This window comes from Cellulophaga baltica, assembly GCF_900102165.1.
GTDB classification, from domain to species: domain Bacteria; phylum Bacteroidota; class Bacteroidia; order Flavobacteriales; family Flavobacteriaceae; genus Cellulophaga; species Cellulophaga baltica.
On sequence record NZ_FNBD01000004.1, the window covers coordinates 373,721 to 396,982 of the forward strand.

Annotated in this window: 22 protein-coding genes; 17 read left to right on the forward strand and 5 right to left on the reverse strand. The window is 34.1% G+C overall.

Going from position 1 to position 23,262, the window contains the following annotated elements; genetic code table 11:
• Positions 1 to 147: 147 nt before the first annotated feature.
• From BLQ19_RS21260 to BLQ19_RS09530, 5 genes are all read left to right on the forward strand, one after another.
• Positions 148 to 930: a hypothetical protein gene (locus tag BLQ19_RS21260; RefSeq protein WP_175444424.1), complete on the forward strand. Its 783-nt coding sequence runs from the start codon at positions 148 to 150 to the stop codon at positions 928 to 930.
• Between the two features lie 503 nt (positions 931 to 1,433).
• Positions 1,434 to 2,873 (forward strand): circularly permuted type 2 ATP-grasp protein, encoded by a 1,440-nt coding sequence (locus tag BLQ19_RS09515; protein ID WP_074538184.1) that lies wholly within the window; start codon positions 1,434 to 1,436, stop codon positions 2,871 to 2,873.
• A gap of 11 nt (positions 2,874 to 2,884) precedes the next feature.
• Entirely contained in the window at positions 2,885 to 3,844 is a 960-nt protein-coding gene (locus tag BLQ19_RS09520; protein ID WP_074538185.1) for an alpha-E domain-containing protein, read from the forward strand.
• A 57-nt stretch (positions 3,845 to 3,901) separates the two neighbouring features.
• Entirely contained in the window at positions 3,902 to 4,744 is an 843-nt protein-coding gene (locus BLQ19_RS09525; protein WP_074538186.1) for a transglutaminase family protein, read from the forward strand.
• 102 nt (positions 4,745 to 4,846) lie between these two features.
• Entirely contained in the window at positions 4,847 to 5,890 is a 1,044-nt protein-coding gene (locus tag BLQ19_RS09530; RefSeq protein ID WP_074538187.1) for a zinc-binding metallopeptidase family protein, read from the forward strand.
• A 100-nt stretch (positions 5,891 to 5,990) separates the two neighbouring features.
• Here the strand turns inward: BLQ19_RS09530 and BLQ19_RS09535 are convergent, their stop codons facing one another.
• Positions 5,991 to 6,635, reverse strand: a complete 645-nt coding sequence (locus BLQ19_RS09535) for a response regulator transcription factor (protein ID WP_074538188.1) — start codon at positions 6,633 to 6,635, stop codon at positions 5,991 to 5,993.
• Positions 6,636 to 8,657 carry a tetratricopeptide repeat-containing sensor histidine kinase gene (locus BLQ19_RS09540; RefSeq protein WP_083332227.1) on the reverse strand — a complete coding sequence of 674 codons (2,022 nt, stop codon included), beginning with the start codon at positions 8,655 to 8,657 and terminating at the stop codon, positions 6,636 to 6,638.
• Positions 8,658 to 9,296: 639 nt separating this feature from the next.
• Between BLQ19_RS09540 and BLQ19_RS09545 the strand changes: the two genes are divergently transcribed.
• From BLQ19_RS09545 to BLQ19_RS09555, 3 genes are all read left to right on the forward strand, one after another.
• Positions 9,297 to 9,866, forward strand: coding sequence for an outer membrane beta-barrel protein (locus tag BLQ19_RS09545; RefSeq protein ID WP_074538190.1), 570 nt, complete (start codon positions 9,297 to 9,299; stop codon positions 9,864 to 9,866).
• A gap of 62 nt (positions 9,867 to 9,928) precedes the next feature.
• Positions 9,929 to 10,717: a hypothetical protein gene (locus BLQ19_RS09550; protein ID WP_074538214.1), complete on the forward strand. Its 789-nt coding sequence runs from the start codon at positions 9,929 to 9,931 to the stop codon at positions 10,715 to 10,717.
• Positions 10,718 to 10,917: 200 nt separating this feature from the next.
• Entirely contained in the window at positions 10,918 to 11,340 is a 423-nt protein-coding gene (locus tag BLQ19_RS09555; RefSeq protein ID WP_024481019.1) for a hypothetical protein, read from the forward strand.
• A 77-nt stretch (positions 11,341 to 11,417) separates the two neighbouring features.
• On the opposite strand, the gene BLQ19_RS09560 is transcribed toward BLQ19_RS09555, so the two are convergent.
• The gene (locus BLQ19_RS09560; protein WP_074538191.1) at positions 11,418 to 12,665 is read right to left on the reverse strand and encodes a mechanosensitive ion channel family protein; all 1,248 of its coding nucleotides are present in this window, start codon (positions 12,663 to 12,665) and stop codon (positions 11,418 to 11,420) included.
• A gap of 267 nt (positions 12,666 to 12,932) precedes the next feature.
• Here BLQ19_RS09560 and BLQ19_RS09565 point away from each other — a divergent pair, with 267 nt between their 5' ends.
• The 9 genes from BLQ19_RS09565 to BLQ19_RS21580 all read left to right on the forward strand — a co-directional run bounded on the left by BLQ19_RS09565 (position 12,933) and on the right by BLQ19_RS21580 (position 22,488).
• Positions 12,933 to 13,124 (forward strand): cold-shock protein, encoded by a 192-nt coding sequence (locus BLQ19_RS09565; RefSeq protein WP_024481017.1) that lies wholly within the window; start codon positions 12,933 to 12,935, stop codon positions 13,122 to 13,124.
• A gap of 209 nt (positions 13,125 to 13,333) precedes the next feature.
• Positions 13,334 to 15,097 carry a cellulase family glycosylhydrolase gene (locus tag BLQ19_RS09570; protein ID WP_074538192.1) on the forward strand — a complete coding sequence of 588 codons (1,764 nt, stop codon included), beginning with the start codon at positions 13,334 to 13,336 and terminating at the stop codon, positions 15,095 to 15,097.
• Positions 15,098 to 15,262: 165 nt separating this feature from the next.
• Positions 15,263 to 15,937 carry an NUDIX hydrolase gene (locus BLQ19_RS09575; RefSeq protein WP_074538215.1) on the forward strand — a complete coding sequence of 225 codons (675 nt, stop codon included), beginning with the start codon at positions 15,263 to 15,265 and terminating at the stop codon, positions 15,935 to 15,937.
• A gap of 20 nt (positions 15,938 to 15,957) precedes the next feature.
• Complete coding sequence (locus BLQ19_RS09580) at positions 15,958 to 16,467, forward strand: nucleoside 2-deoxyribosyltransferase domain-containing protein (protein ID WP_074538193.1); 510 nt, start codon at positions 15,958 to 15,960, stop codon at positions 16,465 to 16,467.
• An 11-nt stretch (positions 16,468 to 16,478) separates the two neighbouring features.
• On the forward strand, positions 16,479 to 17,933 hold the full coding sequence (locus BLQ19_RS09585) for a nicotinate phosphoribosyltransferase (protein ID WP_074538194.1): 1,455 nt from the start codon (positions 16,479 to 16,481) through the stop codon (positions 17,931 to 17,933).
• Positions 17,934 to 17,942: 9 nt separating this feature from the next.
• Positions 17,943 to 18,971 carry an ADP-ribosylglycohydrolase family protein gene (locus BLQ19_RS09590; protein ID WP_074538195.1) on the forward strand — a complete coding sequence of 343 codons (1,029 nt, stop codon included), beginning with the start codon at positions 17,943 to 17,945 and terminating at the stop codon, positions 18,969 to 18,971.
• A complete protein-coding gene (locus tag BLQ19_RS09595; RefSeq protein ID WP_025615332.1) occupies positions 18,946 to 19,704 on the forward strand; it encodes a phosphoribosyltransferase family protein in 759 nt (252 codons plus the stop codon). Before BLQ19_RS09590 ends, BLQ19_RS09595 begins: the two co-directional genes overlap by 26 nt.
• A 161-nt stretch (positions 19,705 to 19,865) precedes the next feature.
• Positions 19,866 to 20,744, forward strand: a complete 879-nt coding sequence (locus BLQ19_RS09600; protein ID WP_074538196.1) for an AraC family transcriptional regulator — start codon at positions 19,866 to 19,868, stop codon at positions 20,742 to 20,744.
• Between the two features lie 289 nt (positions 20,745 to 21,033).
• Positions 21,034 to 22,488 carry a nuclear transport factor 2 family protein gene (locus BLQ19_RS21580; protein ID WP_254788328.1) on the forward strand — a complete coding sequence of 485 codons (1,455 nt, stop codon included), beginning with the start codon at positions 21,034 to 21,036 and terminating at the stop codon, positions 22,486 to 22,488.
• Between the two features lie 116 nt (positions 22,489 to 22,604).
• Here BLQ19_RS21580 and BLQ19_RS09610 read toward each other — a convergent pair whose 3' ends face one another.
• Both BLQ19_RS09610 and BLQ19_RS21785 read right to left on the reverse strand, forming a co-directional pair.
• The gene (locus tag BLQ19_RS09610) at positions 22,605 to 22,862 is read right to left on the reverse strand and encodes an alpha/beta fold hydrolase (RefSeq protein WP_051327648.1); all 258 of its coding nucleotides are present in this window, start codon (positions 22,860 to 22,862) and stop codon (positions 22,605 to 22,607) included.
• 90 nt (positions 22,863 to 22,952) lie between these two features.
• Positions 22,953 to 23,192, reverse strand: coding sequence for an integrase core domain-containing protein (locus BLQ19_RS21785; protein ID WP_081977638.1), 240 nt, complete (start codon positions 23,190 to 23,192; stop codon positions 22,953 to 22,955).
• Positions 23,193 to 23,262 lie beyond the last annotated feature (70 nt).

Sequence of the window (23,262 nt, forward strand, 5' to 3'; positions counted from 1 at the left end):
GGAGGATGACTGCGGAGAACTAATTTAAACGAATAGGTAATTATACCGTGTTCACAAAGAACTACGGGCTGTTCACTGAAAGTAAACTATTGGTTTGCTATTATTTGATATGTTTAGGGCAAATTACACCTAATTTAAGAAATAAAAATGAAATTTATTTTCCATAAAATTAAGTTGTCCCTTTGTATTCTAGGAATGTTTGGGCTATTCAAAATTCAAGCTCAAGAACCTCTTAAAAATAGCGAGGGCACTATAAACTATAGCAGTACCATGGATGCTAAGAACATCTACGTACAATTAAATACTACCGATGAAGCAACAATGCTTTCTATGTTGCACCGTGGTTTTTCTATATATTTTGATGTGAAAGGCAAACGTAAAAAGAATGTCGCTATTCAATACCCTTCTGAAATAGAAGTACCACAAGGGAAACCTAATAGAAATGACAATGCTCGTGGAACCAGCGAAGAACGGGAAGAAGAAGAAGGCGAAAGAGGTCCAGATATTTTAGCAGAACTTGGGGGGATGTCAAAAATGGCGCGCTATACAAATCCTGATTTGTCTCAAGAATTTCATTTAGACCTGAATAATTTGGGGGTCAGTATGGCATATAACTATGATAAGGAGGCGAATGTTTTACAATATGAACTCATAATGCCTAAGAAAAATATAGGTACACCCCCTGTAGATTTATCAAAATTGACCATAGGAGTAGTGACTTCTAAAATAGAACGAGAAGAGAATACGGCATCAAATATTAGTTTTGGTGGTGGCGGACAGGGTGGACGCGGGGGGCAAGGCGGCGGACCTGGTGGCGGAGGCCGAGGTGGTCGTCAAGGTGGATCACAAGGTGGAGATCGTCCAGATCAAAACCAAAGGCCTAAAGAAATCGTTATAGACTTTTGGTTCAAGGCCAATTTGAGTCAATAAAAATGTCTACAAAAAAAGCTCCTATTTAGGAGCTTTTTTTGTGAGGTAATTTCCCTTAAGATAGCAAGAGTTGTATTTTTGATATTGCTGTTTATAAATTAATCTCAAGTTGTTTAGTAGTATCTAGTTACCTCTATGCATTCTAGGTGCAATTTTTTTAAAAAAAATATAAAAAGTTTGTAACAGGCATTTGATACTCTACTGTTTTTAATTTGTTATTAGCAATGGTGCTTAGATCTAAAATATATTCGCGGTAAAACTATCATTTTGGTAATTATTGCTTTAGGAGAACTTTGTGCTTAAGTGGTGCAATAATCATAGCTTATGTGGTAAATGTGTAGGATATTCCCTTAATTTTTGTATATTGAGGTCATATACTGCAATGGGTAGTATGTACTTTTTTAATCACTCCTTTTTTAATTTACAACTAATCTTTTTTTTTAAGCTGAATTTTCAGCAAGAGAAAGGTGTATTAAATCTGGAATAAATCCACACTTTTTTTCATGCCAAAATTAGATTTCTCAGCTTACGAAACCAAAGGGTTTTATGATGAAATGTTTGATGAAAATAATAACGTTAGGCCAAATTACAAATTGTTCTTAGAACGACTTCAAAAAATGAGTCCGAAAAAGCTAAGCACACTTCAGCATTCTACAGATAGAGCACAACTATCTTTGGGAATGACTTTTAATGTGTATGATGACAATCAGGGCGTAGAACGTATTCTTCATTTAGACATTATTCCAAGAATTATTGATAATAAGGAATGGACTCATTTAGAAAGAGGCTTGCAGCAACGTATTAAAGCACTTAACTTATTTATTCAAGATATTTATAATGATCAAAAGGTTCTGAAGGATAAAATAATTCCTAAAGAGATAATTTTTTCAAGTATTTCGTATTTGAAAGAATTAGAAGGTTTTAAGCCTCCAAAAGATATTTGGTGTCATATTACAGGGTCTGATTTAATTAAGGGCGGAGATGGTCAATACTACGTACTCGAAGATAATTTGCGCTGTCCTTCTGGAGTATCCTATATGTTAGAAAATAGAGAGATTTTAAAACGTACTTTTCCTGAGTTATTTGAAAAACTAGGGGTAAAGTCTGTCTATGACTATACCCATATTTTAAGAGATACCTTAGAATCACTCACCGATGCAGAAAACCCAACGGTAGTTGTACTAACACCTGGAATATATAATTCTGCCTATTTTGAACATTCTTATCTGGCGCAGCAAATGGGTGCAGAGTTGGTAGAAGGTAAAGATTTAATTGTGCAAAATGAAATTGTTTATATCATTACAACCAATGGTTTGAAACGTGTAGATGTAATTTACCGTCGTGTAGATGATGAGTTTATTGATCCTTTAGCGTTTAACAAAAAATCAGTTTTGGGAACGCCAGGATTATTTAATGCCTATCTAAAAGGTAATGTGGTTTTAGTTAATGCGCCGGGAACAGGCGTAGTAGATGATAAAGCCGTTTATGCCTATATTCCAAGGATTATAAAGTACTATTTAGAAGAGGATATGATTTTACCAAATGTAAAAACATACATCTGTGATGAAGAACAAGACCGCAAATATGTTCTGGAAAATATACACAATTTAGTAGTTAAGCAAACAGATGCTTCTGGGGGGTATGGAATGCTTGTAGGTCCAAAATCTACAAAAAAAGAACAGCAGGAATTCATTGAGAAAATTAAACATAATCCTAGGAATTATATAGCACAACCTATGATCAACCTGTCTAGAGTGCCTACCATTACCGATGAAAATACAATAGAGGGAAGACATGTTGATTTAAGGCCATATGCTCTTTATGGTGATGATATTAAAATTATCCCAGGAGCATTAACACGTGTAGCACTAAAAAAAGGATCAATTGTAGTTAATTCTTCACAGGGTGGCGGAAGTAAAGATACATGGGTATTAAATCATTAAATTAAAAAATTATGCTTGGTAGAGTAGCGAACACAATATATTGGATGAATAGGTATCTAGAACGCGCGGAAAATTATGCGCGCTTTATAGATGTAAATTATAATTTATCTCTAGAAATGCCGCCTGATGAAGAACAACAATGGAAACCTATTGTAGTGATTACTGGAGATTGGGAATTGTATAAATCACTAAACACAAAAGTGTCTAAATCTAAGGTGATTTATTTTTTAGCTTTTGATGAAAAAAACCCAAACTCTATTTACAATTGCATTCAAAAAGCAAGAGAAAATGCACGAGCCATACGCCCTGAAATAACGAAAGAATTTTGGGAGCAAATTAATGCATTAAACTATCTAGTTAAGGCAGGCTTAGAAAACAAGTGTCACAAAGAAAATAATTTACGAGAATTTTTTACTAACGTTAAAAATGGGTGTCAATTACTTTATGGTATGTATGATGCTACTATTTCAAGGAATGAGGGATGGCATTTTGGTAAGTTAGGACAAGCAATTGAACGTGCAGATAAAACATCTAGGGTTTTAGATACGAAATATCATCTCTTGTTAGACTCTCCTAATGAGGTGGGTTCTTCGTTAGATTTAATTCAGTGGTCGTCACTTTTAAAGTCGGTCAGTGCTTATGATATGTATAGAAAAAAATACGGGAAACTAACTTCGGCAAGTATAGCAGAATTTTTAATTTTAGATACAGAATTTCCTAGATCTATACTAGCTTGCCTAATTAGAGCCGAGCAATCTCTTATTACGCTATCGGGGAGTTCTTTTGGATTTAGTAATAGTGCTCAAAAACAATTAGGAGCTTTAAAATCACAACTAGAATATACAGCGATAAATGAGATTATTTCTGGAGGCATGCATGAATATCTTGATGATATTCAGAAAAAACTAAATGGAATATCTACAGCAGTTTATGAATCTTTCTTTACCATTGAAAATCAAATAGCGACTTAAACGAAAATCATCATTACTACATCACCTTTATTAAGTTAGTATTAAAATAGGTACGCAATGAAATTCAAAATTACACATGTCACAACTTATCTATTTGATTCAGAAGTTTTTTTAGAACCTCATTATCTAAGATTCCGTCCATGCCAAACTTCTTACGTTGATGTTTCTGATTTTATAACCACAATTCACCCACAACCCGTAGGTCATAAAATAGTACAAGATGAAGATAACAATGTCGTAGAATTTTGCTGGTTTGAAGGCATGACAACTCAATTAACCATTAGAGCAGAAAGTGTTCTTCAAACAAAATCTTACAATCCTTTTAATTTTTTAATATATCCACAAAGTTTTAATACATTACCTTTTCAATATAATGACTTGCAGAAAAAATTACTTTTTTCTGCATTAGAACAACTACCAATTTCAAAGGGATTAATTGATTATGCTTTATCTATTTTGAAGCGTTCAAACTTTAACACCATTTCATATCTTACTAATCTTATCAAACATTTGCATGATGATTTTAGTGTTGAATATAGAGCAGAGGGAGCCCCATTTATGCCAGAGGAAACTTTTCAACTAAAAAGAGGTTCGTGTAGAGACTTATCTTGGATGCTGATTGGCATTTTAAGGCAGCAAGGTATTGCTGCACGTTTTGCTAGTGGTTATTATTATTTCGATATGATAGCGCCTGCATACGAACTCCATGCTTGGGTAGATGTATATTTACCAGGTACTGGTTGGTTTGATTTAGATCCGAGTCATGGTATTTTTACAGGGAACACTCATTTTCCTCTTGCTTCAAGTGCCCACTATCAGCATACTATGCCTGTTTCCGGAGGTATCAGAGGTAGTGCTAATTCAAAGCTAAATACACAATTAATCATTAAAAAATTATAATTTAGTAATAATATTCTGCTTATTTTTGTCACCATTTTGTATTTATAAAATGTCAATGGTACTATCCCTTTGTATGTTAAAAAATAATACAATCTAATTTAAATGAAAGTATTTCAATGTGGTCACTGCAACCACTCTGTTTTTTTTGAAAATTATTCGTGTGAAAATTGTGGACATTTAACAGGATTTAGAGCTAAAGATCGCAAGATGTTGACTTTCAAACCTAATGAAATGTCTTTATTTTCTGATCGTCAAAATATAGAATATAAATATTGTAAAAATAAAGAATACAATGTTTGTAATTGGGTTCTCAAAAAAAGTAGTAAAGAAGACTATTGTAGTGCTTGTCAGCTTAACCGAACCATACCAAATCTTTCAGATGTAGAAAATTTTGAAAAGTGGCAACATTTAGAGATTGCTAAGCATCGGTTGATTTATCAACTGCAAAAAACAGGTTTGTTACTAAAGAGTAAATTGCGCCATGAAAACGGTTTGTGTTTTGATTTTGTATCACAGCAGGATGATCCTAAATTAATGACAGGTCATGCTAACGGTGTGGTTACCATCTTGTTAAAAGAGGCCGATTCTGTAAAGAGAGAGCAAATACGAAAGCAACTTTCAGAACCTTACCGGACGCTTGTAGGGCATCTTAGACATGAAGTTGGGCATTATTTCTGGAACCAGTTGGTATATACTAATCAGGATATTTTATCTGAGTTTAGAGCTATTTTCGGAGATGAGCAATATAATTATGGAGATGCGCTAACTGCATATTACAAGAATGGTGCGCCTAAAGATTGGAAAAAATCATATATTAGTAAGTATGCTACTTCACATCCTTGGGAAGATTGGGCAGAAACTTGGGCACATTATCTTCATATTATGGATATGGTGGAGACTGCTTACTTTTTCGGTATAAATGTGAAGCCTATTAAGAAACTTAGGATAATGAAAACTAAAGTATCTTTTGACCCATATACTAAAGAAGACTTTGATGTTATTGTACGGACCTGTGTACCGTTATCTTTTGCGGTCAACAGTATCAACAGGGCTATGGGGGTACCAGATGTGTATCCTTTTGTCATTACCCCTCCGGTAGTAGAAAAACTAAAATTCATTCATAAATTATTATTGCCTAAACGATAATTAGATAAGTACGTACAATATTCTACCATTGGATAGTCTTTAGAAAAAAAGACACGCTCTCTTAAGCAAATAAAAACTTGGTTGATTGCGGATGAATTAGTTAAATGTTTTCTAAAAACTCTCTATGCTCTTTGGTCCATAAGAGTAGCGCATCTGTTGCAGCAACTAGCCCTAATTTGGCAATAATATTAGCGCGGTGCTTTTCTACGGTTCTATTTGAAACACTTAAGAGGACTCCAATTTCTTTAGAAGATTTTTCTTGAGCGACCAAACGCAGAATGGTTCTTTCTGAAGGAGATAATAATTTTATTTTTTTTAATTGCGGTGCTACTTCATTTTCAAAGACATCACTAAAAAGTGTGCTAAAATAAGGTACACCCATACGTACACTCTGAATACATTTATGTAGCTCTTGAAAAGGTTCGTCTTTTATAATATATCCAGAAATTTCTAGGGTTTTTGCTTTATACACAAAGGCCTTTTCTTTATGGGACGTAAGGATGATAAATTTGGTTGCTATATTTTGTTCCTTACATTTTTTTATAATTTCAAACCCCGTAAGCATAGGCATTTCTTCATCTAAAATGGCAATAACCGGTTGAAACTGCATTATTTTATCGAGTGCTTGAGCTCCGTTTTCTGCGGTTGCTAAGATACTGTAATTGTAGGCTTTAAGTTCGTCTATTAAACCTTTCAATAAAAGAGGGTGATCATCTGCTACAACTAAGGTAATGGCGTTTGTCATTTAGGTGATTGGTATTTGTACTGTGATGGTGGTGCCTCCTACTTTTTTACTTTTAATTATAAAACTTCCCTTAAGCATACTAATCCGTTCTGCCATTGTTTTTAAGCCTAAACTACTTTGTTTTATTTGTTTACTAAGCTCAAATCCTTGTCCGTTATCCTTAATGAAAACCTGAAGAGCATTGTTTTCTTTTATAATGGTCACAATTAATGTCTTTGCTGCCGCGTGTTTTAAAACATTATGTACTGATTCTTGTATAAATCTATAAAAATTAAGGGATTCTGTAGCATTAAAATAAGAATCTATAGGATCAATCTCAACCGATACAAACAAATCTGTTTCTTCATCTATGCTCAACAGTAATTGTGCGATACTTTCTGTAAGTCCTAATTTTGCTAATATTACAGGGTATAATCCTCGAGAAATATTTCGGACATCTTCTAGAGCATTGTGTGCTAATTTCACAAATTCTTTTTGGTTCGTTTTCTGAGCTTTCATTTTAAGCAATGTAATTTGTTGCCCTACGCCATCGTGCAGCTCTTTTGCAATCCGCGTACGTTCTTGCTCTTGTGTTTTTATAAGTTTTTGAGAGAACACTTTTTGTGCAATTCCTCTTTTTTTAGCATTGATAAAAGAACGGTAGAAGTTGAGTCCTCCAAAAAGTAAAAGTAAAACCAGAGCACTAAAGAGAAATATTTGCGTTTTGTTCTCATTTTCAAGATGTAAGATATCAATGCTTGAGTTTTGAGTTTCAATTTTAAGATCTCTTTTTTCTGTTTCGTAGAGCGTTTGATAGTAGGCTAAAGATTTTATATTTTGAACATTAGCAATAGAATCTTTTATGGCGTAGTACTGTACCAAATGGATATTACTCGCAATGGTATCTTTTAAAGCCCTATAAGTTTTTGCTAAAAATTCTTCAGCTAACATGATGTCCTCCTTCTTTTTTCGCTCTTTTTGAAAAGCTAAAAATGTTTTTCCATGGACTAAAGCTTCTTTATAGTTGCCTTGTTCAAATGATAGTGTCTTTTTTGCATCAATATAGTGCCGCGTATTTTGTGCCGTTTTATCGTTCTCATAGATGGCCTTTAAGCTTTTAAAACTTTTATCGGCAAGTGCTATGCTATCACTCTCTGCATAAGCATTGGTGATGGCTGCAAGTAGGGGAGCTCTGAGGTAAAACATTTTAGGGTCCTTGGTATTTGCCGCTAAAGATGCTTTTAAATACGCTATTTGTTTTACCCTATTTCCCATCCGCTTATAATCTTCCGCAGCATTAGCATATAGGGGGATTAGCATGTTATAGTTGTTGCTCATTTGAGCAATGGCTATAGCTTCTTCGCGCTCTTTCTGCGCTTCTTTATAAAAAGCATTTTTGCTATAGAGAATAGATAATCCATTTTTAGCGGAGAGCACATTGGTGGTGTCGTTTAACTTGGTATAAATTAGGGAAGCTTCTCTAAAACTTAATGAGGCCTCTGCAAATTTACCGGTATCCGTTAATACAAAACCCAAATATAATTTGGCAAGCCCTACAATGCGTTCTTTTTTTAAAGCAATACCCAGTGAGATTGTTTTCTTGTAAAAGGCAATAGCCTGCTCTAAATTGTTCGTAAAGTTGTATCCATCTCCCGTGTACAAGTGTAATTCTGCCCAAGTATAGTCATGTTCTAGTTTTTGCAATTGAGGAGCATAGGTATCATACAATACAATAGCCTTTGCAGGAGATTTACTGGTGTATACATGGTAATAAATTAAGTCAGTTAAATCTTTTGCGGCATGTGATAGGGAATCTAATTCAATCGCAAAAGAAATGGTTTGCTGCGCTATGCTATCATAATGAAATGTAGGTTTTTCAAAAACTACTTGGTGTAGGCTATCCATCCACTGCAGCCGTTCACCCTTCTCTGTATGTTTAATCTTGGCATTGAATTGTGAAATTTTCTCTGCTATACTTGTGTTCTGAGCAAACACACCAGTGGTGAAAAAGATGAACATAATGCAAAGGAAAGTACTTTTCATAGGTTCTTTTATTTCTTTTTAGGTGTCTAAACATCAAAGTTTTTTTGATGCATTTGCGCCTTTCTCTTAGAAACAAATAACGCAAAATTTATAGACAATCGGACTTTTAGTTTTCAGGACCACCCAATTAATACGAGGATAAATACGAATTTTTTAGGGTTTTAACTATTTGTAGATGCTGATGTATAAGCTTGAAAGGCTTGTTATCATTGGTGTTGTGGTCGAAATTGATTTTCAATAAAGCTCTTCTTTCTTCATTCTTAAAAGCTAGTACCCCTACGTAGTAATAGACTTAGCTACTTATTTTAAGAAAGCTGCCTAATAAATAGCTTGCATTAAGATTAAACTAGAATGATGATGACCCTAAAAGCACTTTTTATTACCTGTGAGTTATGGAACCTAATTTTAGAAAAGCGTTCAGAATGCGATAGCTATCGGCAGCTAAAGTTCAAGAAAAAGTACGGTGAGTTATAGGATTAGAAAGCAGGATTAAGCTATAAAGAATTATGTAAATCTTCGGGGGAATGATTTTCATAGTGTTTGCTAAAAAAGAGTTCTAGTTAAATCGTTAGGACTCTTTTTTTTAATGCTCCCCCAGTAAAAAATGTAACCAATAACAGATAACAAATAATCAAATTTATGAAATCATTAAAAATTATTTTCACACTTGCACTAATCAATTTGGCTTGTATTACAAATATGCAAGCGCAAGCTCAAGGCACAAGCGAATTGAGTTTAGGCTATGGCTCTAACAGTATTTATAAAATTTATAAATTTTACGATGTTTCAATTTCTACAGCACTATCATCTATCTCGTATTCTGAAATTGAGAGTAGTGGGGTGGTTAGCTTAAGCTATAAATATGTCGTAAATAATCGGTTTATGCTTGGAGGCTCTGTAAGTTATGAAAACCTAAAAATCAATAAAATCGAATATTTTGGATTATTAGATTTTGAACAAACTTCAGGACAAAATTTCTCCAATTTCAGCATAGCTATAGAAGCAGATTATAGGTATATCTCAAATCCTAAATTTCAAATGTACTCAGGTTTAGGTATTGCCTATTTCACAAGTGAAGCGTTTGAATCAAATACATCCTATCAATTAACTGGTCTAGGATTTCGTGTAGGGAAAAAGGTCGCAGCCTTTGCAGAATTAGGGTTTGGTTATAAAGGATCTTTTGCCCTTGGTGCTTCATGGCAATTTTAAATGTAAGTTCTATAAGAAGAGGCGACTAAACCGCTTCATAAATAACTTATATGTCTTTAACTATGAAATTATCATTTAAAAACACCCTTGCAAGTGCCATCGTAGTATTTGCTTTTACCTTTTCTATTGCAGCGCAAAATACAGATACTAAATCAGCATCATTGTTAGATGCCCTAGAAACTGTAAATGGTGGATACAAAAAATTGTCTACTAAAAAAGATGTAGAGTTTACCTATGTCTATGATAACTTTGAGAAGGGGAAAGATGTCTCGTTAGAGCGTCATATCTTTAATGGAGAACAATCATGGGCTTCTTACTCTCAACATGATCTTAATGTGCTTCCTGGTAAAAAAGGAACGGCCGTACAATCATTAGTAGATGGTACTCCTGCATTAACTTTAGAAGGTAAAGCAATAACGGATCCCAAAGCGATTGGTGGAACAAAATTTTTACGTGAAGTAAACTTTTATTGGTTTGCCATGATGTACAAACTAAAAAATGAGGGTGCTAATTATAAATTTTTAGGAACTGAAAAAGTAGGTAACATTACTTATGATAAAGTAAGCTTAACTTATAGTTCTGATGTTACTAATAAAGAGCAGAATGATGAATATATCTTGTACTTTAATCCTGAAACACATTTAGTAGATCAATTCTACTTCTCATTGCCAGCATGGGGTATTAATAAACCAGTATTGAAAATGAACTTAACTTATGAAACTATTGATGGTATTTTAGTATCTACAGTTCGTAAAGGATTTGGGCCTGATGGTTCACCAATGGGAGTTTTCACTTTCAGTAACGTAAAATTTAATAACGGTTTCAAAAAAGAAGCGTTCTTATTAAAATAAGAAACGTAACAAACACTAGTTCGAAAGTCCACCTCAAAAGGGTGGACTTTTTTTATGCTATTATAAAAAATTTATAATTAAGTTATTGATATTGTGCATTTTATACATTATTCGCTACCATTTATAAAATACTAACATGTTCTTTTTTAGATTATATGAACCTTTAATACAAATTAATAATAACCTTATAATAGAGAACTATGGTATTAATTGAATTTGATGCTGGGGTGTTTCCCAGAACATTAACGGCAAGGTCTAAAGCTAATATTAAGGATTTTATACAAGGCCAAGAATTAGCAAAATTTTTAAAAAGGGGCGATTTAGTAGGTTATACGCCAAACCCGTTGGGGCCAGATGATAATCCACGCCCATGGCCTTTCCCTTGGCCAGGTCCACCATGGTGGAATTTTAAAGCTCCAGATCCACAAACTAATCTTTCTAACCTTATTCAAGGAGAACTATTTTTAGAGGCTCTCATTAAATCTAATGGCGCAAAGGACAGCTTGTCTGTAATTGATACAATTAAGAGAGAAGGTATTGCTTCAGAGGCCTTAAAGGAGCTATCTGTTACGCTATCAAACTTACAGAAGTCTGTAGAACAACAGATAAAATTATTAGGGTAAGTAGCACATTAAATAGTCCATCATTTTCATGATGGACTATATTTTATTTAAACATTTAAGTCTTGCAAAAAAAAAGTTTATTTTGAATCTCTGAAACTTGAATTGCTAGGAAGCTCAAAGAGTTCTAAATGAAAATAAGGTACTGCAGCAATGATATGATCAAAGATATCTGCCATGATATATTCATAATTCTGCCAGCGTTTATCACTACTAAAGGCATAAATTTCTAAAGGAATTCCATGAGCTTCAGGAGCTAATTGGCGTACCATAATCATCATGTCTTTATTGATGCCAGAATGATTTTCTATGTGGGTTTCTATGTACTTTCTAAAGACACCAATATTCGTAAGATTTCTACCATTTAATAGCAATTCTTTGTTAATGTTATGATTGGTGTTATAGGTATCTATATCTTCTTGTCTAGTTTCCAAATAGGTAGTTATAGATTCAATTTTCTTAAGTTGCTCTATTTCTTCTTTTGCTAGATATTTAATACTGTCTAGTTTTATATGGAGAGCTCTTTTTATACGTCTCCCATCAGAAATTTCCATACCTCTCCAATTTTTAAAGGAGTCGGATATTAGTGCATACGTGGGAATAGTAGTGATGGTCTTATCAAAATTTTGAACTTTAACTGTAGAGAGGTTAATTTCAATAACATCGCCATCTGCCCCATATTTTTCAAAAGTAATCCAATCCCCAATTCGGACCATATCATTAATCGATACTTGAATACTGGCTACAAAACCCAAAATAGTATCTTTAAATACTAAAATAATTACTGCTGAAGCAGCACCAATGGTGGTAATAAATTTGATAAATTCTATTCCTGTGATGATGGCAAAGGCAGACATGATTCCTAGAAGCCATGCAAAAATCATAAATACCTGTATGTAACTATCTATAGGTTTATCTTTTAAACTGTTTAAGGTTTTAAAGTAATCCTTAAGTGTATTTAAAAAACTACGAACAATCCATAAGGTTAAAATAATAGCAAATACTTGCAAACCTTTTTCTACAAGATTTTCAAAATAGGGGAAATCTATAAACACGTAGGGAATTAGTTCTAGGGCTATGATTAATGGAATGATATGTGCAATGCTGCGTGGAGCTTTATTCTTTACCAATAAATTATCAAAATTGGTTTTTGATTTAAGGGTGAATTGGGTGAATAGTTGTATTAAAACTTTTCGAAGAACAAAATCTACCAGCACAGTTAAAAGTAAAAGTACTACCAGTAGTGTAAGCATGTTTAAATATTTAGCAGAGTTGTGAGATAATCCTAACTCTATTAAATAAGTATATAAAAGGTGTTCAAAATTCATAGTTGTATAGTTTCAAAAAATAGCGATGCTAAGAAAAACGGAGTCGTTTTTATGGACCGCAAAAATAAGTATCTGTACATGGAATTCCTTTATTTTAGCATATTTTTATTAATTATGGGGATTTAGAAATTTTTTTTACACTTGTAAGTAGCGCTATCAGAGCCCTCGTAATAAAAAACAGTTAAAAAAGCCCGTAATATGTTGTTTATTAATAAAATGGCACGACCTTTGTCTTTTAACAAGTATTATAAATTTAATTACATTACCATGAGTAAAGGAACAGTAAAATTTTTCAATGACACTAAAGGATTTGGATTTATCACAGAAGAAGGTGTTGAAAAAGATCACTTTGTACACATTTCAGGATTAATTGACGAAGTACGCGAAGGCGACGTTGTTGAATTTGATCTTCAAGAAGGAAACAAAGGCTTAAACGCAGTAAACGTAAAAGTTATTTAATATATACTTCAAGTTTTACAAAAGCCCATCTATTTATTTAGATGGGCTTTTTTTTATTTAATATGTAGTCAAATAACATTCTTTTTTTAAGATAGGCCATCAGCCTATAGTATATGGGGTATAGGGAATTTGTAGAGATTTTAGTAACTATTATTTTTGATAGAGAGAAAATATCAATTAGCTTAGTGTCTAATTAAAACCCCAATATCATGAAAAAAAGTAACTTTAAACAAAGGATAAACGCCTGTTTATTCTTCACAAGTCTGCTGTGTAGTTCCGTAGTCTTACAAGCCCAAAATTATTGTTCCTCTACACCCGTAGCGGTTCACGGTAGTTTAAGCGTAAGTGGGAATAGGATTGTAGACAAAAACAACAACCCTGTAAGTTTTGCTGGAAATAGTTTTTTCTGGTCCAATTCCGGATGGGGAGCAGAAAAGTATTACAACGCAGATGTTGTAAATTGGCTAGCGGCCGATTGGAATACTACTATTGTGCGAGCAGCAATGGGAGTAGAAGATTCTGGTGGGTATTTGAGTAATCCTACTGAGAATAAGAACAGAGTTAAAGCGGTAGTAGATGCTGCTATAGCAAAAGGTATTTATGTCATCATAGATTGGCATTCTCATCATGCAGAGGATAATGAAGCTTCTGCGATTTCTTTTTTCCAAGAAATGGCTCAAACCTACGGCAACAATCCACATGTAATTTATGAGATTTACAATGAGCCTTTACAAGTATCTTGGTCTAATACTATTAAGCCGTATGCAGAAAGAGTATCTGCGGCCATTAGAGCGATAGATCCAGATAATTTAATTATTGTTGGAACATCTACTTGGTCTCAGGATGTAGATATTGCTTCAAATGATCCTATTACCAGTACCACTAATATTGCATATACATTACATTTTTATGCGGCTACGCATAAAGAAAGTCTGCGTCAAAAAGCACAAACAGCCTTGAATAATGGTGTTGCGCTTATGGTAACAGAATGGGGTAGTGTAGAAGCTAGCGGTAATGGCGCAGTAGATACTGCGTCTACTGATGCTTGGATGTCTTTTCTAGCTACTAATAATATTACGCATGCTAATTGGTCTCTTCATGATAAAAGTGAAGGAGCTTCGGTATTAAATCCAGGTGCGAGTACCACCGGTGGTTGGGCAGCCAATAATTTAACGGCTTCAGGGACTAAAGTAAAAAGTATTGTCAAAAACTGGAAGCAGTATTGCTCAGATACTGACACTGGTGGTGGTACGACTAACCAAGAGCCTAGCGTAAGCATAACAAGTCCTGCAGCAAACAGCTCTTCTGCAGCTGGAACGACTATTCAAGTAAAAGCTACAGCTACGGATGCGGATGGCACAATAACTCAAGTAGCATTTTATGCAAATGGGAGTATTATTGGTACAGACGTGAGTAGTCCTTATACGCAAAACTGGAATCCAATTTCAGGATCTTATACGTTAACAGCTATAGCAACAGACAATGGTGGGGCTAAGACCACAAGTACAGCAGTTGCGGTTACGATAGGAACTCTGCCTGGTGGTGGCACCTGTACTGATTTACCAGTATGGAATGCCAATACTGTGTATGCAAATGCCGGAACTCAAGTTGTTTTTAATGGTAATATTTATAAGAATAACTGGTACACCAAAAACCAAAGTCCCGCAACCAACTCTGGACAATGGGAAGTATGGACTTTAGTAAGTTCTTGTACCGCCATAAATGCTACGAGTGCAAGTACTGAAATAAAGCTCTATCCGAATCCTTCTAGTGATAAAATACAAATTGAAATAGGTGATACAGAAGATTTTTCGAGAGTATCCATCTTAGATTTTCAAGGAAGAGTAGTGTATGAAAACAAAATCACCTCAAAAGGAACCATTGAAATTCCTTTAAATGACTATAATGAGGGCATGTACTTTGTAAAACTATCGGGTAAAAAAGAAGTAACCAAAAGCTTTATTAAAAAGTGATAGCAGAAACTAGTAATACTATTTAAAAAGAAAACCGTCTCTTGATTAGAGACGGTTTTTTTTATAGAATATATAGGATGAATTACCATGGTAGGCAATCCAAACAAAGCATTGATTGTATCACAGTTGATTATTGTATATATTAGCGTACTAAATACGCATAGTATGCCACAATCAATTCAACTTTCTGTAGATGCTGTAGTCTTTGGCTATGAATCAGGAACCATATCTGTATTGCTTATTAAAAGAAAATATGAGCCTTTTATGGGGCAATGGGCAATTCCTGGTGGTTTCGTTTTAGAAGAAGAATCTTTAGAAGAAGCGGTAGCAAGAGAACTTAAAGAGGAAACAGGTATCGCTATAAATTACCTAGAACAATTGTATACATTTGGTCATCCAAAGAGAGATCCAAGAAATAGGGTCGTGTCTGTGGCTTACTTTGGTTTAATTAAACCCAGTGCATTTAAAATATTAGCAGCAACTGATGCAGAGGAGGTGCAATGGTTTAAAATAACCGAACTACCAAGTTTGTCTTTTGATCATGAAGAAATACTGCAAATGGCGATAACACGGTTACAAGGAAAAATTACTTATGAGCCTATTGGTTTTGAATTATTAGATACTAAATTTCCTTTTTCTGACTTAGAAAAATTATATACCACACTTTTAGGAAGAGCTATAGATCGACGTAATTTTAGAAAAAAGATGCTAAGTCTTAATATTTTAGATGAACTAGATGAAAAGGTTTCTAAAGGTGCGGGTAGACCTGCTAACTTATTTAAATTCAATAACAAGCGCTATTTTGAGCTTAAGGAAAAAGGTATAATTTTCGAGATTTAAAGGGCTTATAATTAGTTTGTGTGAAAATAACGCAAATAAAAGTTGCAGAATCTTTAAAAGCATTTTATATTTGTGTCATAATTACGCAAATAAAGATTATGGTATTCACATCAGAAACAGCGCTTCCAATAAAAGAATCAGACCAACGTTATATTTTCTTAGCAGGAAGTATGGCATCTAAGCAGACTATAAATTGGAGAAATCAAGTGGTCAATAGCTTACGTAATTCCTATCAATTTTTAGATCCTACGAAAGAGCATCGTGACACTTTAAATGCAACTCAAATGAAAACACATGTGGAGTGGGAGTTAGACGCTATGGCTATGGCAGATATCGTTTTGCTTAATTTCCTTCCCAAAGCTTTATCACCCATATCCTTAGTAGAATTGGGTTTGTATGTAAACACAAATAAATTATATGTAGTCTGTCCTAAAGCGTTTTATAAAAGTAGTTATGTGGTTACCTTATGTGAAAGGTATCATACGCCCACTTTTACAACACTCCATAAGGCAATAGACACGCTAACTTAAAATAACATAACATGAACGGATTATTTTTAACAGACGGATACAAAACAGGACACCACCAACAATACCCAAAAGGGACAGAAGAAGTATATTCTAATTGGACGCCTAGAAGTAATAAATATGCACCAAAAGGATGTGATAAGGTAGTTTCTTTTGGGCAACAATATGTATTTCAATGGTTGCATGATTATTTTCAAGATAATTTCTTTTCGAAACCAAAAGCGCAAGTGTGTAATGAATTAAAAGAGGAATTGTCGTTGTATTTAGGTACAGATTACGATGTGACGCACTATGAAGAATTACATGATTTACAATACTTGCCTATCAGAGCTAAATCTTTACCAGAAGGACTAGAGGTTCCTATTAGAGTTCCTATGGTAACTGTGGTAAACACAGACAAAAAATTCTATTGGATTACAAATTTTTTAGAAACTATTTTGTCTACCATGTTATGGCAACCGATGACCTCGGCATCTATTGCCTTATGTTATAAAAGGATTTTCAAAAAATGGACATTAGCCACCGACAAAGAAAATATGGGCTTTATAGATTTTCAAGGACATGATTTTTCTATGCGCGGAATGGGAGGTTTACAAAGTGCAGTTTCTTCTGGTATGGGGCATGCTGCAGTATTTTTAGGATCGGACACCTTACCTGTAATTAGTACGCTTCGCAACTACTATCATGCCAAAGGCTTTGTGGTAGGCTCTGTGAATGCTACAGAACACTCCGTAATGTGTGCAGGAACAAAAGATGATGAATTGGGTACATTTAGAGCTTTAATGGATACGTATCCTACTGGGATATTATCTGTGGTGAGTGATACTTGGGATTTATGGAAAGTACTTACGGATTATCTCCCACAGTTAAAAGAAGAAGTTTTAGCAAGAGATGGTAAATTGGTGATTAGACCAGATAGCGGAGACCCTGTAGACATTATCTGTGGCGAAGCTGCGGTACTTGGCGCTCAAAGTCCTAAAGATAAAGGTGTTGTAGAACTCCTTTGGGATATTTTTGGAGGTACTGTAAATGCCCAAGGTTTTAAAGTTTTAGATGCACATATTGGTGCTATATACGGGGATAGTATTACTACAGAAAGAGCAGAGAATATTTGTCAACGTTTGAGTGCTAAAGGTTTTGCTACTACGAATGTTGTCTTAGGAATTGGTTCTTTTACTTATCAATTTAATACTAGAGATACTTTTGGTTTTGCAATGAAAGCTACCTCTGTAGTGGTAAATGGTGAACGAAGAGAAATTTTCAAAGATCCAATTACAGATGATGGAGTTAAAAAATCGGCTAAAGGATTGATAAAAGTGGATGTGGTTGATGGAGAGTTTGTTTTGGTAGATCAAGTAACACCAGCAGTCGAAAGCGAAGGAGCATTGCAGGTAATTTATGAAGACGGAAAATTTATGAATCAAGTAAACCTGCAAGAGATAAGAGATCGGATCAATGAGAATCTATAAATTTTTGTAATGATAAAGGAAATACTTTTAGGTATAGCGATTGGAGATGCATTTGGAGCTGGAGTAGAGTTTCAAGATAGAGATTGGATACGCCAACATGTAGATTTCTCAAAATTTGTAAATGCTAGAGACAAAATAAAAGTTGCACCAGAAAAAAAAGAAGTATTTACCAAAAATTACACTGCTTGGGAGTATACAGATGATACTGAAATGACTATTGGATTAATAAACGCCTTAAATTCGGGAGAAGTTTTTTCTGAAGATTTATTAGTTCAAAAATGGAAAGAAGAATATGAACTTGGTAAAGCTCAAAAGGGATACGGAAGAAATGGTCATGGCTCTATGAGTTGGTACTATTCTGGAGCTAAAACAATAGAAGAAGTTCGGGATTTTCAAAGGGATAGACCTAATCCAGGAAATGCTCCAGCAATGAGATCAGTTCCTTTGGGCTTGTTGCGGGATGATTTGATTAATGAGTATGCCGCTATTAACGCCAACGCTACGCATCCAAATAAAAATGCTGTACTATCGAGTCAATGTATAGCCAGAGCATCAGAATATGTTCTTATAAAAAAAGGAGATACAGCCCATGTTATAGACTATTGCTTTAGTACGGTTAATTTAAACGAAGAATACAAAGCATATCTGTCAAAAGTGAATGAGCTAAGTATGTATGAAAACTTGAATACAGAAGAATTTACCATCCTATGCGGAAGTCAACCCATACAAGCTCCGTATTTTTTACCTGGAATAAACGGAGTGCCGTCAGATTCAAAGTTTACTGCAGGAGCGGTTTTATATGTACTTAAGAATTCTAAAAATCCTTTTGAAGCATTGAAGAAATCAGTTTTATTAGGAGGAGATGTAGATTCATTCGCTTCTATTACTACAGGGATAATGGCTGGAAGATTTGGTTTAAAAGGCATTCCCCAGTTTATGATCAATACTATTGAAAACTTAAATTATTTAGAACAAGTAGCTGAAAAATTTGAACAAAATAAAAAACTTACAGATGAAATACGAAATAAAGAAATTTAATGATGGGCAAGTAACCGCCAAAATTATAGAAGGAGGCAATTTAGACCTTAAGATTAGAGGAAATAGCTATCAAGATTTATTTACCATAGCTGCTATAAAAGAGGCTTGGGATGCAGAAAATGCCATGCATAAAAATGCAGTCGCCATTTTAACCATTTTATGTTTAATTGGGCAACGTTCCGATAGACGGTTTCATAAAGCAGAATCTTTTGATCTGAAAGTCATTGCTAATTTTATCAATAGTATGAAGTTTGATAAAGTTTCTATCTTACATCCGCACAGCCCTATTTCTCTAGCATTAATAGCGAATAGTGAAATGATTTCTCATTTTCAATATGTAGAAAAGACTTTTAAGGCATTAGGCCATCCGGTATTGGTGAGTCCAGATGCAGGGGCTTATAAAACCACGCATGAAATTGCAGAAAAGCTGGCAGCGGATTTAGTACCTTCTAATAAAGTTAGAATTAATGGCGCTCCGGTAATTAGTATTCAAGGGGATGTAAAAGGCAAAGAATGCTTGATTGTAGATGATTTAGCAGACGGTGGAAGAACCTTCAAATTCTTAGCAGAAGCACTGAAAGCACAAGGAGCCACTAAGGTATTTTTGTATGTAACCCATGCACAATTTAATTATGGCTTTGAGGAGTTAAAAGAGAGTATTGATCATATTTATTGTACTAATAGTTTTAAAGATATCACAGATACTTATGTAACGCAATATGCAGTACTTTAAAGCGATAGAGAAGTAGTCTTTAAATAAAAAACGCTAAAATTAGAAGTGTAGGAACAGATTATAAAAAAAGTATTCATTAGAATACGTTTTTTTATAATCGTATCTCTTGTAGAAAAAGCGATATAACCTAGCAGAAGCTAATAATTTCATACTTTTACTTTATGATAAGCTCCTTGCCTCAGATAGCGTATAAATCAGATATTCCATTGGATATTGAGGTAATGACTTTTGCTCAAACTCAAGCACAATTGAATAAAACTGAAGATCATGATCCATTTTCTCCTCATAAGATTCAGTTTTATTTAATATTGATTGTTACAAAAGATTTCTATACCCATTATGTTGACTTCAAATTTTACGAATTAAAAAAAGGGAGCATTCTATTTATTGCTAAAAATCAAGTACATCATTTTACAGAAAATTTTCAAAATATAGAAGGGTTTTGTATTCTATTAAATAGTCAGTTTTTAGAACAAAATTACTTCCTTTCTAATAGTATTCATTTAGACAGGTTATATAATTACCATTTAGAAACACCATTAGTGACCTTAGAAGGTACAGAGGGAGCTATCTTCTTAGAGACAGTCCAAAACCTTTATGTAGAGTATCATTTAGAAGGTGGTTTTGCAAAAGCAGAAATGTTACGTGCTTACCTACATATATTACTTATAAAAGCAGAGCGCGTTAAACAATTACACTCTACGAGTAGTGTTAAAACGCTCTGGCTTGAAGTATTTAATACATTTAAAAATTCACTTGAAGTGAATTATATAACTACAAGAAATTCAAAATTTTACGCAGAAGAATTAAGTGTGTCGTATAAGTTTTTAAATGATGTCGTGAAAAAATTAACGGGTAAAACAGTTAAAGCCTTTATTGACGATTTTGTGACGATTGAAATTAAAAGATATTTGTTATCAACCTCCTTATCTGTAAAAGAAATATGTTATAAAACAGGCTTTGATGAGCCTGCGAATATGACTAAGTTTTTTAAGAAAAACACCCAGATTACTCCCTTGAAATTTAGACAACAAGTCTAAATAGCTGGTTATACTTTTACTTTTTTTGTCATCATTTTGATAATTGAAATATGTCTTGCAAACCGCAACTTTGCAGTATCAAAAAAACCAATTGAAATGATGAACTATCTAAAATTAGCCTTAGGGCTTTTAGCCATTTTTACCACACCATTTTTTGTATCGTGTTCAGATGATCAAGAATATGCACTACGAAAACCGATTTTAAAATAGCACCTTCCAATTCTTTTTAATTACTCCTGGAGCAGATTGGTTTTAATACATCTACTAACTAAACACACACATATACATTATGAAAACAAAATTAATAGTACTTAGTCTATTTACCATGGTAATAGCAAGTTGCCATGCAGAAAAGAAAGAACCAACAACAGTTTTAGAGTTCACAAGCTTTAAGCTAAAAACTACGGCAAGTGAGGCAGAATTTAATAAACTTGATGCAGAAATAGAGGATTCATTCACGAGTAAACAACCTGGTTATATCAGACGTCAAAGTGGCGTTAATGAGCAAGGGGAGTATGTGGTAATGGTGTATTGGGAATCTCTTGATGCAGCAAAAGCTTCTATGGATAAGTTTATGGCAGATAAAGCTGTTGCCACTTATGCGGGTATGATTGAAAGCAGCACCATGAAAATGTCTCGCTTTACCATCGCAGATAAATTTACGGCCACAAATAGTACGTTTACAGAAGTAATGACCTTTAAAACAAAAGAAAATACGGATGCCAAAGCCTTTAAAAAGGTAAATAAAAAAGTTGGTACGGAATTTAGTGAGCAACAAAAAGGATTTTTACAGCGTATTACGGGCTCTAATGAAGCGGGAGAGCAAATTGTAGTAGCGTATTGGGATACTAAAGCAAATTCTGATGCCGTAATTAATGATTTTATGCAGGCGCCAATTGCCAAAGAATTTATGGGAATGATGGATCAAACGTCTATAGCTATGATTCGTTACCAAGCATTAAGTGCATTAAAAAATGTGACACTCACGAATAAAGATAAAGTGGTTGCTTTGCTAAACAGTTTTAATACTGGAGATCAAACACCAATTTCGTATATTAATCCAACAAAATATATTCAGCACAATTTAGGAGTTGCAGATGGTTTAGAAGGTTTTGGAGCTTTAATGCAACATGCTCCAGAAGGAGGTTTTAAAGCTGATGTACTTCGTGCTTTTCAAGATGGTGCTTATGTATTTACCCATACATCTTATGATTTTTTTGGTCCAAAAGCAGGCTTTGATGTTTTTCGTTTTGAAGATGGGAAAATAGTAGAGCATTGGGATAACTTATTACCTGTTCAAAAACCAAACCCTAGTGGTAGAACACAATTTGATGGAGCTACAGCGCTAACAGATTTAGATAAAACGGAAGCTAATAAGGCTGTTATTAAAGGGTTTATTGAACATGTTTTATTGGGGCATGAAATGGATCAATTAACGAGCTATATCAATCCTAAAGAGTATGTACAACACAATCCTGCAGTAGCAGATGGTTTAGAAGGTTTTGGAGCAGCTATGCAGTATTTCGCAGCCAATAATTTAGTGATGGAATATGATAAGCTACACTTAGTGTTAGGGCAAGGCAATTTTGTGCTTAGCATTAGTGAAGGTAAATTTGGAAAAGGAGCACATACCGCTTATTATGATTTATTTCGTTTAGAAAACGGACTTATAGTAGAGCATTGGGATGTTATAGCGCCAATTCCTCCAAAAACAGAATGGAAAAATAATAATGGGAAGTTCTAATAACTATCCTATTTAAAAAATTAAAAAGGAGGACTATCAATATTTTGGTGGTCCTCCTTTTTTTATAAAGCAACGTTGCTGCTATTACTTGTAAAACCTTAAATTTTACCGAAGCACTATGGGAGGAAATTAAGTATCAGTAACGTAATGTCACGAGTCTTTTCTTCTACGGCAAAATGACCAGCATCTAATAAATGTAGTTCCGCATTGGGTAAATCTTTTAAATAGGCTTTTGCACCATCAGCATTAAATTTTACGTCTTTAGCACCCCATGCAATTAATGTTTTGGGCTGAGTTTCTTTCAACATCTTTTGCCAAGTAGGGTAGGCAAGTAGGTTGGTGTAATAGTCTTGGAATAATTGCACTTGTATCATTCGATCTGCTTGCGACTGAAGGAATGACAAATCATGAGTCCAAGCATCAGGACTTTGAGTGTTGTAGTTGGTCGTGTAGACTTCCCCTTCTTAGGACACCTCTAATTTCGATAAATAATTATTATTTGGGTCAGATTTGATGAAGAATTTAAATTCTTCATCAAATCTGGGCATGAATTCTTTAGGTGATATATTACCTAAAGATTTATGCGGGTGATTAAAATTATAGTCTTCTCTCCAGTTGTCGCTTATTTTTTGAAGTTGATAAATGTCATTGAAATAATAGGCATCTAATATATCCTCCCTAAAGAAACGGTTAAATCGTTCTATATATCCATTTTACATTGGCTTTCCCGGTTGTGTATATTTAATTTCTATAAAGTTCTTTTTACACCAGTTC

Excerpts from the sequence above, each read along its gene's own strand:
- BLQ19_RS09565 (WP_024481017.1), top strand. The coding sequence starts at position 12,933 with ATGAGTAAAGGAACAGTAAAATTTTTCAATGACACTAAAGGATTTGGA.
- BLQ19_RS09515 (WP_074538184.1), top strand. The coding sequence starts at position 1,434 with ATGCCAAAATTAGATTTCTCAGCTTACGAAACCAAAGGGTTTTATGAT.
- BLQ19_RS09585 (WP_074538194.1), top strand. The coding sequence starts at position 16,479 with ATGAACGGATTATTTTTAACAGACGGATACAAAACAGGACACCACCAA.
- BLQ19_RS09555 (WP_024481019.1), top strand. The coding sequence starts at position 10,918 with ATGGTATTAATTGAATTTGATGCTGGGGTGTTTCCCAGAACATTAACG.
- BLQ19_RS09540 (WP_083332227.1), bottom strand. The coding sequence starts at position 8,657 with ATGAAAAGTACTTTCCTTTGCATTATGTTCATCTTTTTCACCACTGGT.
- BLQ19_RS09560 (WP_074538191.1), bottom strand. The coding sequence starts at position 12,665 with ATGAATTTTGAACACCTTTTATATACTTATTTAATAGAGTTAGGATTA.
- BLQ19_RS09590 (WP_074538195.1), top strand. The coding sequence starts at position 17,943 with ATGATAAAGGAAATACTTTTAGGTATAGCGATTGGAGATGCATTTGGA.
- BLQ19_RS09535 (WP_074538188.1), bottom strand. The coding sequence starts at position 6,635 with ATGACAAACGCCATTACCTTAGTTGTAGCAGATGATCACCCTCTTTTA.
- BLQ19_RS09525 (WP_074538186.1), top strand. The coding sequence starts at position 3,902 with ATGAAATTCAAAATTACACATGTCACAACTTATCTATTTGATTCAGAA.
- BLQ19_RS09575 (WP_074538215.1), top strand. The coding sequence starts at position 15,263 with ATGCCACAATCAATTCAACTTTCTGTAGATGCTGTAGTCTTTGGCTAT.
- BLQ19_RS21580 (WP_254788328.1), top strand. The coding sequence starts at position 21,034 with ATGAAAACAAAATTAATAGTACTTAGTCTATTTACCATGGTAATAGCA.
- BLQ19_RS09600 (WP_074538196.1), top strand. The coding sequence starts at position 19,866 with ATGATAAGCTCCTTGCCTCAGATAGCGTATAAATCAGATATTCCATTG.
- BLQ19_RS09570 (WP_074538192.1), top strand. The coding sequence starts at position 13,334 with ATGAAAAAAAGTAACTTTAAACAAAGGATAAACGCCTGTTTATTCTTC.
- BLQ19_RS09610 (WP_051327648.1), bottom strand. The coding sequence starts at position 22,862 with ATGATACAAGTGCAATTATTCCAAGACTATTACACCAACCTACTTGCC.
- BLQ19_RS09520 (WP_074538185.1), top strand. The coding sequence starts at position 2,885 with ATGCTTGGTAGAGTAGCGAACACAATATATTGGATGAATAGGTATCTA.
- BLQ19_RS09545 (WP_074538190.1), top strand. The coding sequence starts at position 9,297 with ATGAAATCATTAAAAATTATTTTCACACTTGCACTAATCAATTTGGCT.
- BLQ19_RS09550 (WP_074538214.1), top strand. The coding sequence starts at position 9,929 with ATGAAATTATCATTTAAAAACACCCTTGCAAGTGCCATCGTAGTATTT.
- BLQ19_RS09530 (WP_074538187.1), top strand. The coding sequence starts at position 4,847 with ATGAAAGTATTTCAATGTGGTCACTGCAACCACTCTGTTTTTTTTGAA.
- BLQ19_RS09595 (WP_025615332.1), top strand. The coding sequence starts at position 18,946 with ATGAAATACGAAATAAAGAAATTTAATGATGGGCAAGTAACCGCCAAA.
- BLQ19_RS21260 (WP_175444424.1), top strand. The coding sequence starts at position 148 with ATGAAATTTATTTTCCATAAAATTAAGTTGTCCCTTTGTATTCTAGGA.